9 protein-coding genes are annotated in these 11,848 nt (G+C 58.4%); 5 read left to right on the forward strand and 4 right to left on the reverse strand.

Annotated elements, in window-relative coordinates; translation table 11 throughout:
- Positions 1–48 precede the first annotated feature (48 nt).
- On the forward strand, positions 49–2,727 hold the full coding sequence (gene pepN, locus ACOZ42_RS11060; protein WP_003802858.1) for an aminopeptidase N: 2,679 nt from the start codon (positions 49–51) through the stop codon (positions 2,725–2,727).
- Complete coding sequence (locus ACOZ42_RS11065; protein WP_003802856.1) at positions 2,724–3,749, forward strand: class 1 fructose-bisphosphatase; 1,026 nt, start codon at positions 2,724–2,726, stop codon at positions 3,747–3,749. The genes pepN and ACOZ42_RS11065 overlap by 4 nt, the downstream gene beginning before the upstream one ends.
- 243 nt (positions 3,750–3,992) lie before the next feature.
- Here ACOZ42_RS11065 and ACOZ42_RS11070 read toward each other — a convergent pair whose 3' ends face one another.
- Positions 3,993–4,979 carry a quinone oxidoreductase family protein gene (locus ACOZ42_RS11070; protein ID WP_039943629.1) on the reverse strand — a complete coding sequence of 329 codons (987 nt, stop codon included), beginning with the start codon at positions 4,977–4,979 and terminating at the stop codon, positions 3,993–3,995.
- Positions 4,980–5,123: 144 nt separating this feature from the next.
- On the opposite strand from ACOZ42_RS11070, the gene ACOZ42_RS11075 reads away from it, so the two are divergent.
- Positions 5,124–5,984 (forward strand): DMT family transporter, encoded by an 861-nt coding sequence (locus tag ACOZ42_RS11075; RefSeq protein WP_426345131.1) that lies wholly within the window; start codon positions 5,124–5,126, stop codon positions 5,982–5,984.
- Between the two features lie 4 nt (positions 5,985–5,988).
- Here the strand turns inward: ACOZ42_RS11075 and ACOZ42_RS11080 are convergent, their stop codons facing one another.
- The 3 genes from ACOZ42_RS11080 to ACOZ42_RS11090 form a co-directional block, all read right to left on the reverse strand.
- Positions 5,989–7,059 carry a tartrate dehydrogenase gene (locus ACOZ42_RS11080; RefSeq protein WP_059317973.1) on the reverse strand — a complete coding sequence of 357 codons (1,071 nt, stop codon included), beginning with the start codon at positions 7,057–7,059 and terminating at the stop codon, positions 5,989–5,991.
- 127 nt (positions 7,060–7,186) lie between these two features.
- Complete coding sequence (locus tag ACOZ42_RS11085) at positions 7,187–8,125, reverse strand: 2-hydroxyacid dehydrogenase (RefSeq protein WP_003802848.1); 939 nt, start codon at positions 8,123–8,125, stop codon at positions 7,187–7,189.
- Positions 8,125–9,627 (reverse strand): helicase HerA-like domain-containing protein, encoded by a 1,503-nt coding sequence (locus ACOZ42_RS11090; RefSeq protein WP_426345132.1) that lies wholly within the window; start codon positions 9,625–9,627, stop codon positions 8,125–8,127. Before ACOZ42_RS11090 ends, ACOZ42_RS11085 begins: the two co-directional genes overlap by 1 nt.
- 139 nt (positions 9,628–9,766) lie before the next feature.
- Between ACOZ42_RS11090 and ACOZ42_RS11095 the strand changes: the two genes are divergently transcribed.
- Together ACOZ42_RS11095 and purD are read left to right on the forward strand one after the other, a co-directional pair.
- Positions 9,767–10,498, forward strand: coding sequence for a YebC/PmpR family DNA-binding transcriptional regulator (locus ACOZ42_RS11095; RefSeq protein WP_003802844.1), 732 nt, complete (start codon positions 9,767–9,769; stop codon positions 10,496–10,498).
- 47 nt (positions 10,499–10,545) lie between these two features.
- Entirely contained in the window at positions 10,546–11,835 is a 1,290-nt protein-coding gene (gene purD / locus ACOZ42_RS11100) for a phosphoribosylamine--glycine ligase (protein ID WP_003802842.1), read from the forward strand.
- Positions 11,836–11,848: the final 13 nt, after the last annotated feature.

Here is an 11,848-nt window from a genome sequence, read left to right on the forward strand (position 1 = left end):
AACAACATTACAATAGACCATCTTTTTCGATTGTCGGACCAGGATTACATGCGCACAGACACCTTACCCACGATCTCCCGCCACGATTACCAGCCCTACCCCTATCAGATAGATCAGGTTCGGCTGGAGTTTGACTTGGCGGCCGAGCAAACCCTGGTTCGGCTGGCTTTTCGAGCCCGCAGCCGGGACGGCCAGATTCAACCTCTGGTACTAGATGGCGAGGACATTGAACTGCTGGAAGTCAGTCTTGACGGCAACTTGGTGTCCCCTCAGGATTACCTGCTCAATGATCAGGGCCTGACCCTGTCGCCCCCAGCAGCAGAGTTTGATCTGGTCCTGGTCAGCCGTTGTCGCCCGCAAGAAAACACCATGCTGATGGGCCTGTATGTGTCGGGCAACAGCCTGTTTACCCAATGTGAAGCCCAGGGCTTTCGACGCATCACCTTCTTTCCCGATCGCCCTGATGTGATGTCCCGTTATGAAGTGGTACTGCGCGGCGATGCCACGCTCTACCCCTATTTGCTCTCCAATGGCAATTTGCTTGAAAGCACCACCTTGGACGATGGCCGTAAGCAGGCAGTATGGGAAGACCCCTTTCCCAAGCCCTCTTATTTATTTGCCCTGGTCGCCGGCGACTTTGATGTACGCGAGCGCGAAATCAAAAAAGCCAATGGCCAGCCTGCCCTGTTGCAGGTTTATTGCGATCGTGGAGACGGCGATAAAACAGAATGGGCCATGCAATGCCTGGAGCACTCAGTACGATGGGATGAGCAACGCTTTGGCCTGGCGCTGGATCTGGACCGTTTCATGATCGTGGCCGCCCGCGACTTCAATATGGGCGCCATGGAAAACAAAGGCCTGAACATCTTTAATTCCGCCTATGTGCTGGCCGATGCCGAAAGTACAACTGATGCATCCTTCCACGCCGTGGAGGCCGTCATTGGTCACGAGTATTTTCACAACTGGACCGGCAACCGCGTTACCTGCCGCGACTGGTTCCAGCTCTCCTTGAAAGAAGGCCTGACGGTTTTCCGTGACCAGGAATTTTCCGCCGACATGCTGGCTCAAGGCCTGGACGGCGCCCAAGCGGCCAGCGCCCGCGCTGTCAAACGGATTGATGATGTCAGTGTGCTGCGTGCTGCTCAGTTCCCCGAGGATGCCGGCCCGATGGCCCACCCTATCCGACCCGAGAGCTATCAGGAAATTAGCAACTTCTACACGGCCACGATTTACGAGAAAGGCGCTGAAGTCATTCGTATGCAGCACACGCTGCTGGGCGAGGACAATTTCCAGGCGGGCATTCGGGAGTACTTCAAACGCCATGATGGGCAGGCCGTCACCTGCGATGAGTTCGTGGACTGCATGGACAGCGTCTATCGTCAGGTCAAGCCAGGCCAAAGCCTGGATCAGTTCCGCCGCTGGTATCAGCAGGCAGGCACACCCCGCGTGCAGGTCAGCTTGACTCATGACGCAGCCAAACAGACTGCCACCCTGACTCTGCGCCAAAGCAATGCCCCCGCCGGGATCGAGGACAAGGCCGCGGTCAAACCGCCCTTGCACATCCCTTTTGCCCTGGGAATGCTCGATCAGCACGGCCAGCCGCTCAGCCTGCACCTGGATGGGCAAAAGGGCGAAACGCTGGTCCTGGACTTTACCGAGGCCGAGCAAAGCTGGACCTTTACGCACATCCCTGAAGCACCGGTCCTGTCCTTGCTGCGCAACTTCTCGGCTCCAGTCAAGGTGGACTATTACCGTCCGGACGCCGAACTGGCCTTGCTGGCCCGTCACGACACCGACCCCTTTGCCCGCTGGGAAGCAGCTCAGTTGCTGGCAACCCGCCTGATTCTGTCCTCAGCATCCGGACGCACTCCTTCGGCGGCACAACAGGCCACCGTGGTGCAGACCTGGCACGCTCTGGTGCAAGATCCTGCGCTGAGCCCGGCCTACAAGGCCCGCATTCTGTCCCTGCCCAGCGAGCGCGAACTGCTGGAACAGACCCAGCCCATGACCCCGCGCGCAATCGTTCAGGCCCGCCGTCAACTACAACGCGAACTGGGACTGGCCCTGACGCCCTACTGGCAAGAGCTCTATCAGTTCCTGAGCCTGGAGCAAGCTCCCTACAGCCCCGACGCGCTGCAAGCCGGTCAGCGCTCCTTGCGCAATCTTGCCTTGAATTATTTACTGGTCGCGGGAGTGAGCACTGGCCCGCAACTGGCGCGCAACCAGTACGATCAGGCGACCAACATGACTGATCGTCTGGGCGCGCTCAGCGCCCTGGTGAACTATGGCGACCCAGAAGATCGCCAGGACGGCCTGGACGACTTTTTCCAGCGCTGGCAGGACAATCCTCTGGTGTTGGATCGCTGGTTCAGCCTGCAAGCTACCGCCCCAAGCACTCAGGTCGCCCAGGTACGGGCTCTGATGTTGCATCCAGCTTTCTCGATGCGCAATCCCAACCGCGCACGCTCGCTGATTTTTCAGTTCTGCATGAATAATATGCAGGCCATACATACCCCGGAAGGCTATGCCTTCTGGGCTGAACAAGTGATTGCTCTGGATAAGCTCAACCCGGAAATCTCTGCCCGTCTGGCTCGGGTCTTTGATAACTGGGCCCGCTTTGAACCCCAAGCCCGCGACCCGCTCAAAGCAGCGCTGGAGCGCATTCAGGCTGAGCCCGGCCTGTCGGGCAATGTGGCTGAAATCGTAAATAAAGCATTAACTCTTTGACCTCGGAGTCTGTCTTGAAGAAAAACCTTACTCAGTATCTGGTAGAGCAACAACGCCAGAAAAAAACGGTCACCGCCGATGTGCGCCTGCTGCTCGAGACCGTCGCTCGCGCCTGCAAGGCCATCGGTCATGCCGTCAGCAAAGGAGCGCTGGGCGGCGTTCTGGGCTCTCTGGACTCCGAGAACGTCCAGGGCGAGGTGCAGAAGAAACTGGATGTACTGTCCAATGAAATCCTGCTGGAAGCCAATGAATGGGGCGGCAACCTGGCGGCCATGGCCTCCGAGGAAATGGACACCCTGCACCGCATTCCCGACTACTACCCCAAGGGCGAAAACCTGCTCTTGTTCGATCCGCTGGATGGCTCGTCCAACATCGACGTGAACGTCTCCATTGGCACCATTTTCTCGGTGCTGAGCGTACCGCCCGAAGCACGTGACCGCGTGATCGAAGAGCAAGACTTCCTGCAACCCGGCGTGCGTCAGGTGGCCGCCGGTTATGCTATTTACGGCCCACAAACCATGCTGGTGCTGACGGTAGGTGATGGCGTGGCCGCCTTCACGCTGGACAAGGAAATGGGCTCCTGGGTGCTGACCACCGAGCGCATCACCATCCCTGAGGACACCTCGGAATTTGCCATCAACATGTCCAATATGCGTCACTGGGAAGCCCCGGTAAAACGCTATATCGACGACTGCCTGGCGGGTCCCGAAGGCCCGCTGGGCAAGAACTACAATATGCGCTGGATTGCCTCCATGGTGGCAGACGTCCATCGTATCCTGACCCGCGGTGGCATCTTCATGTACCCACGCGATGCGCGCGCCTCCGGTCGCAAAGGCAAGCTGCGTTTGATGTACGAAGCCAATCCCATGAGCTTCCTGGTCGAGCAGGCCGGTGGCATGTCGATTGACGGCACCCAGCGCATTCTGGACGTACAGCCTACCGAACTGCACCAGCGTATTGGTGTGATTCTGGGTTCACGCAACGAAGTCGAGCGCGTGCGTCAGTATCACGAGCAAGGCTGATTCCAGACCGATGAGTATCGGCAGCCACCTCGCTGCCAGATGACAATGGCCTCCTTAGCGGAGGCCATTTTTTTTTAGCACTTCTTACACGACAAGGCTGTCGGGTTTACAGCAAGACAGGGCGGTCAAGCTGCCTTGTGCCCTCGCGGCAAGCAGAATAAAGCCGATACAAAACGAGGCTGTGCACCTGAAAACCCGGACGGCTTGTCTTAACGCGACCACGCACTACAATCCTGGCCCGCGTCAATCCAGGGTCAAGACCGTGGAACCGGTCGTGCGGCGTCCCGCCAGGGCTTCATGAGCCTGAGCCACCTGATCCAGCGGGAAGCGCTGACCAATCAATGGCTTGATCTTGCCTTGCAGTACCAGCTCGAACATCTCATCGGCAGCAGCCTGCATGGTTTCCTGTGTCGGCACATAAGCACCCAGCACAGGGCGAGTCACATACAGGGAGCCCTTGGATGCCAGCGTCGCCAGATTCACGCCTGTCACCGGGCCGGAGGCATTGCCAAAACTGACCATCAAGCCGCGTGGCTGCAAGCAGTCCAGCGAGCGCTCCCAGGTATCCTTGCCCACGCCGTCATACACAACAGGTACTTTCTGGCCATTGGTCAATTCCAGCACGCGCTGCACCACGTCTTCGTGGGAATAATCAATCACTTCCCAAGCGCCATTTTCTTTCGCCAAAGCGGCTTTCTCGGGACTGGAAACCGTACCAATCAACTTCACGCCCAAGGCACGCGCCCACTGGCAGGCGTACAAACCGACGCCACCGGCCGCCGCATGAAACAGAATCGTCTGGCCTTCGTGCACGCGATAGGTCTGGCGCAGCAAATACCAGCAGGTCAGACCTTTCAGCATCATGGCTGCAGCCTGCTCAAACGTGATTCCATCAGGAATACGCACGACTCGATCGGCAGGCACGTTACGTGCCTCGGCATACGCTCCCAAGGGGCTTTGACCGTAAGCAACACGATCGCCCACTTTCAGGTGCGTCACCCCTTCCCCGACCGCCTCAACAATGCCGGAGGCCTCAAAACCCAAGCCATGTGGCAACGGGCTGCTATAGAGACCATTACGGAAATAAATATCGATAAAATTCAAACCCACCGCCTTTTGGCGTATGGTGACTTCCTTTTCCTGCGGGGCAGGCAAGGCTACCGAAGCCCACTGCAATACTTCAGGGCCGCCATTACGTTCAATCCGTATCGCCTTGACCATCTGGGTCATTGTTTTACTCCTTTGATGAGGGGCCCTTGGCAATGTCTTAGAATAATGCCTTGCACCGATTGCCTGCCCCGCTCGCCCTATCACTGGCTGACATAAAACACCAGAATAGCCTAAATTGACTTCTTTTTTCTGGGATCGCTTTCCATGACGCATGGACGTGCCCTGGCTGCCATACATGTGGCGGCCATTCTGTTCGGACTGACCGGTATTTTTGGTGAACTGATCCAGGTCGGCGCCATGCTGATTACCGCAGGCCGAGCCAGCTTTGCGGTTCTGGCCTTGTTTATCAGCATCCGCTCGCAAGGGCGCGGTTTGGGTCAGGGCATGAAAGCAGCGGACTTTCGTACCTTGCTCCTGGCCTCCATCATGCTGGCCATTCACTGGGCCACTTTTTTTGTGGCTGTCAAAGTGGGCGGTGTGGCCATTGCCACCCTGGGCTTTGCCAGCTTCCCGGCCTTCATTACCTTGTGTGAATGGGCCGTGCTGCGCGAGCGCGTTACCGTATCGGAATGGGTCATTCTGGCCCTGGTCACCTTGGGCTTGTTATTGGTTACCCCATCTTTCGACTTCCAGGACCAATCCACTATTGGCCTGGCCTGGGCGGTTGCCTCGGGCTTTACCTTTGCCATGTTCACCTTGATTAACCGCCGTGCGGCCAAGCACCTGTCGGCACAACAAGTGGCCTGGTGGGAAAACCTGTTTGTCGCCCTGATGTGCTGGCCCTTCGCCCTGCCACTGCTGGGCGACAGTACTTGGATGGACTGGGTATGGATTGCGCTGCTGGGGGTGTTTTGTACGGCTTTGTCGCACTACCTGCTGGTCTCTGCGCTCACCGTGCTGAATGCCCGCAGCGCCGGGATTGTGATCGCCCTGGAGCCTGTCTATGCCATCGCCTTTGCGGCACTGCTTTTTGCTCAATACCCCAGCAGCCGTGCGCTGCTGGGCGGTGCCATCATGATTGGCGCCATCACTTGGGCAGGCTTGCGCCCACCCAAGTCCCGCTAATGGTCTAGGCCATCGCCTCCAGAACCTGGGCAATGGCGGCACCGACTTCTGCGGTGCTGGCCTGCCCACCCAGATCCGGCGTACGTGGGCCATTGGCCAGAACCTGCTCGATGGCTTGCACCACTTCGGCGGCTGCCTGGGGGTAGCCCAGGAAATCCAGCATCAAGGCACCACTCCAGATCTGACCGACCGGGTTGGCAATGCCTTTGCCGTAGATATCCGGTGCCGAGCCGTGTACGGGCTCAAACAAGGATGGGAACACGCGCTCGGGATTCAGGTTGGCCGACGGCGCAATGCCAATGGTGCCGGTACATGCCGGGCCCAGATCGGACAAGATGTCGCCAAACAGGTTGGAAGCCACCACCACATCAAACCAGTCCGGGTGCTGCACAAAGTGCGCACACAGAATATCGATGTGATACTTGTCCCACTTCACGTCAGGGTAGTGCTCGCCCATGGCGGCCACGCGAGAATCCCACCACGGCATGGAGATCGAAATACCGTTGGATTTGGTCGCCGCAGTAACGTGTTTACCGCGTTTTTTTGCCAGTTCAAAAGCGAACTTCAAGACACGGTCTGTACCGGTACGGGTAAACACACTTTCCTGAATCACCACCTCGCGCTGCGTGCCTTCAAACATGATGCCGCCGCTATTGGAGTACTCGCCTTCGGTATTCTCGCGCACGATAAAGAAATCAATATCGCCAGGCTCACGACCTGCCAGCGGCGAACGCACGCCGGGCATCAAGCGCACCGGGCGCAAGTTGATGTACTGGTCAAATTCACGACGGAACTTGAACAGGGACTCCCACAGGGAAACATGATCCGGCACCAGATCGGGCCACCCCATTGCGCCAAAGAAAATGGCCTCGGTATCCATTAGTTGGGCTTTCCAGTCCGAGGGCATCATGACACCATGCTTCTGGTAATAGTCCGAGCTCCAGTCCAGCACCTTCCAATCAAAATTGATGGCGTGACGACGAGCAACCACCTCCAAAATACGCAGCCCTTCTGGCATGACTTCCTTGCCGATCCCATCTCCCGCGATCACGGCAATACGATGAACGTTACTCATTCCTCTTTCCTTGTGGTTTTACATGGCCGCAACGGCCTTATTCTGACAAGATGCTGCCCCGCTCAGGAAACAGCAAGCGGCCTGCCCGCGTCCCCGGTGCTGGCAGGCTGACCGAAACTGAAAATGCTTAATACCCCAGCGTGTGATCGACTTGCCCTGAAGCAGGCTTGCCTTGCTGCAACAGCACGATACGCGAGCCGATCTGCTCCAAGGCCAGGTCACGCACGGTGATGCCCGAGATATGCGGTGTAACCATCACAGAGGCAATACCCCAGTAGGGATGATCGGCCGGCAAGGGCTCCTGGGTAAACGCATCGAGCAAGGCGCCAGACAAATGGCCACTTTGAAGTGCTTCCACCACGTCAGCATCCACCAGATGCCCACCACGAGCCACATTGATCAAAAAGCCGCCCGGCTGCAGATGCGACAGAAGATCGCGATTGATCAGACCTTCGGTTTGCGCAGTCAAAGGCAACGCATTGACCAGAATACGACTGGCCGAGACACAGTCTTTCAGCCCCTGATCACCGGCATAGCAAGGGAAATCCGCTTCATGCAGCCGACGGGACCAACCCTGTACGGGATAACCCAGACTGGCGATCACCTGGGCTATCTTGCTGCCAATCGCCCCCAATCCCAGCACCGCGACCGGCCACTGGCGGCGATCAATCGGGCGATACGCCTTCCACGTACCCTTTCGCGCTTGCTCCTCATAAGGCGTGAAACGACCCACAGCACGCAAAACACCGTACAAGGCATATTCCGCCATTTGCTCGGCCATGCCAGCATCTTCAAGGCGATATAAGGGCATGCCAGCCGGAATAGAACCGGTCACTGCGTCCACGCCCGCGCCCAGATTAAACGTAGCGCGTAAGTCGGGCTCCTGCTGAAACAGGATCGGGTCCGGTTGCCACACCACGGCGTAAGTCGCACCCGTGCTGGGCTGTCCGGGGACGAACTCATCAACCTTCCAATCGGGATAGGCGTTGCGAAACTCCTGCGCCCACCGAACGGTTTCAGTTGACCGCGCCGTAGCGATGATCAAATGAGGCTGTGACACTGGCATTAACGCTTCCCCCCGAACAAAGATCCCAACACCCCACGCAGCACTTTGGTCGCGGCCCGTTTGGTTTCCGTTTTGATCATGCTCTGCACCAAACCATCCTTTTTGCCACCTCGTGGCCCGGTTGATCCAAACAGAAAATCATTGACCACACCCATCAGCCCTGCGTCCTTGACTGCTGGGCCACCGGCTTGTGTTGCTCCAGCCGCCCCATTGGCAGCCGCATCCGCCGCCTTTTTCGCCAGCACCTCGTACGCCGATTCCCGGTCAATGGCCTGGTCATACTTCAAGCCGAGCAAGGAGGCCTGACGCACCATCTGTCGCTCAGCCTCCGTAGCCGGGCCAATCCGACTGCCCGGCGCCACCAGCCAGGCGCGCTCGGTAGGCGTGGGAATACCCTTGGCATCGAGCATGGATACCAGCGCCTCGCCCACACCCAGCTCGGTAATGGCCGCCTCAATGTCCAGGCCGGGATTGGGACGCATGGTTTGCGCCGCCGTTTTGACCGCCTTCTGATCGCGTGGGGTAAAAGCGCGCAAAGCATGTTGAACCCGATTGCCCAGTTGACCCAATACCGTGTCGGGAATATCCAGCGGGTTTTGCGTCACGAAATAAATACCTACCCCTTTGGAGCGGATCAGGCGCACCACCTGCTCGACTTTCTCCAGCAAGGCCTTTGGCGCGCCGGTAAACAATAAGTGGGCTTCATCAAAAAAGAACACCAGACGAGGCTTGTCCAGATCCCCCACCTCCGGCAGGCGCTCGTACAAATCAGCCAGCATCCAGAGCAGAAACACCGCGTACAAGCGCGGCGACTGCATCAGCTTGTCGGCAGCCAGTACATTGATCATGCCGCGCCCGGAGGCATCGGTACGAATCCAGTCCATGACATCCAGAGCAGGTTCGCCAAAGAAACGATCCGCCCCCTGGGTTTCCAGACGCAGCAAGGCGCGCTGGATGGCTCCGACACTGGCGGCGGCAATATTGCCGTACTGGCTGCGCAGTTGGGCCGCTCGATCCGACACATCCTGCAGCAAAGCCCGCAAATCTTTCAAATCCAGAATCAGCTGCCCCTCGTCGTCGGCCACACGAAACACGATATTCAGAATGCCTTCCTGGGTATCGTTCAATTCCAGAATCCGGGAGAGCAGTAACGGCCCCATGTCGGAGATCGTGGCGCGAACCGGATGGCCCTGCTCGCCAAAGATGTCCCAGAAGGTGACCGGGTTTGCCCCCCAGACCGGCTCTGGCAGGCCCAGCCGCTGCAGGCGCTCCTGCAGTTTGGGGTTGGCTTGTGCTGCCTGGGATATGCCGCTCAGGTCGCCTTTGGCATCGGCCAGGAAAACGGGCGTTCCCAGCCGGGAGAAGGCTTCGGCCAACACTTGCAAGGTGACGGTCTTGCCGGTCCCGGTGGCGCCCGTAATGCAACCGTGACGGTTGGCCAGCGCAGGCAGCAGATAGACGGGAGTATGGCTGTTTTGAGCAAGCAAAATCGGATCGGCCATGATTGTTTGTTCTCTTCCAGATAGAATGCCAAGTGCCTAGATTCTAGCGACTTTCACCCAAGCTCGGGCCTTGTCGCCCAGACAGGTTAAAATAGATCTGTTTTTCTTTGAACGTAGTCTACTGAATTGGTAATACTTTATGGCCGGACATAGTAAATGGGCGAATATTCAGCACCGTAAGGGTCGTCAGGACGCAAAACGGGGCAAACTTTGGACCAAGATCATTCGTGAGGTCACCGTGGCCGCACGTACCGGCGGCCCTGACCCCGAGTCCAACCCACGTTTGCGCATGGCCTGGGACAAGGCAACCGCAGCCAATATGCCCAAAGACAATATCCTGCGTGCCATCCAGCGCGGCGCAGGCGGCGCGGATGATGCCAACTACGAAGAAATTCGCTACGAGGGCTATGGCATTAACGGTGCTGCCGTGATCGTGGACTGCATGACCGACAATCGTCAGCGCACCGTCTCGGATGTGCGTCACGCCTTTACCAAAAATGGCGGCAATCTGGGTCTGGACGGCTCGGTGGTGTTTCAATTCCGCCACTGCGGCCAGTTCCTGTTCGCCCCGGGCACCTCGGAGGACACCATCATGGAAATCGGCCTGGAGGCCGGTGCCGACGATATCGTCACGGACGAAGAGGGCCTGATTGAAGTGCTGTGCGCTCCCTCGGACTACCCGGCTGTGCAGGCTGCCTTTCAGGCCGCAGGCCTGACGCCTGAGGTCGAAGGCGTGGTCATGAAGGCGCTGAATGAAACCGAACTGAGCGGCGAGGACGCCGCCAAAATGCAAAAACTTCTGGACGCACTGGAAGGCCTGGACGATGTTCAAGAGGTCTACACCACCGCCGTCATGGACGAAGCCGAATAAGCCATTTCTGTAACCTCCTCTTTGCGGGCCCTGCCCGACTCATCACTATGAAGCTACTTGTTGTCGGCAGCGGCGGCCGTGAACACGCCTTGGCATGGCGCCTGGCCCAATCTGCACGTGTGCAGACTGTCTACGTTGCCCCTGGCAATGGCGGCACTGCGCGTGCCGAACGTATTGAAAACCTGGCCATCACCGATATCCAGGAACTGATTGCCTTTGTGAAGCAAGAGAAAATTGCCTTCACCGTCGTCGGCCCGGAGGCCCCGCTGGCAGCCGGTATCGTGGACGCTTTCCGGGCGGCCGGCCTGAAGATCTTCGGCCCCACCCAGGCAGCAGCCCAGTTGGAAAGTTCCAAAGACTACGCCAAGGCCTTTATGGTGCGTCACAACATTCCAACGGCGGCCTACGCCACCTTTACCGACCCCGAGGCGGCCAAGGATTACATCCGCCAGCAAGGCGCTCCGATTGTGGTCAAGGCCGATGGCCTGGCCGCCGGCAAGGGCGTAATCGTGGCCACCACGCTGGAAGAAGCACTGGGTGCGATTGACGACATCCTCGGTGATGGCCGCTTTGGTGCTGCCGGTGCCCGCGTCGTGGTGGAAGAATGCCTGACCGGCGAGGAAGCCAGCTTCATCGTGATGTGTGACGGCAAAAATGTGCTGCCCATGGCGACCAGCCAGGACCACAAGCGTTTGAAAGATGGCGACCAAGGCCCCAACACCGGCGGGATGGGCGCGTACTCGCCTGCGCCTATCGTCAGCCCCACGCTGCACAACCGCATCATGCGCGAAGTCATTCACCCCACCATGCAGGGAATGGCCAAGGAAGGCCTGCCCTACTCCGGCTTCCTGTATGCCGGCGTCATGATTGGCGATGGCCCGGATGCCACCCGTCCCATCAAGGTACTGGAATTCAACTGCCGCATGGGCGATCCTGAAACCCAGCCCATCATGATGCGCATCAAGAGCGATCTGACCGAAACCTTCGAGCTGGCTCTGGCCGGCAAACTGGACGAAGCCACGATTGAATGGGATCGTCGTACTGCTATTGGTGTGGTTCTGGCCGCGGCCAACTACCCCGAAGAACCCCGCACGGGCGATGTCATCACCCAGTTTGCCAACGATACCGACGAGTGCATCACCTTCCACGCTGGCACCCAGATGAAGGACGGCGTCGTGGTGACCACGGGCGGCCGTGTGCTCTGCGTGACCGCAATGGCCGATTCCATCCGTCGTGCCCAGGAAGCAGCCTACCAGGCCATTTCCCAGACTCATTTTGACGGCAAACAATTTCGCACCGATATTGGCTGGCGCGCCCTGCCCAGCAGCGAAACCTGATTCACGCAGCAAG

Origin of the sequence: Alcaligenes sp. HNGD-HTN06, from assembly GCF_049932565.1 — a bacterium.
Lineage (GTDB): Bacteria > Pseudomonadota > Gammaproteobacteria > Burkholderiales > Burkholderiaceae_B > Alcaligenes > Alcaligenes ammonioxydans.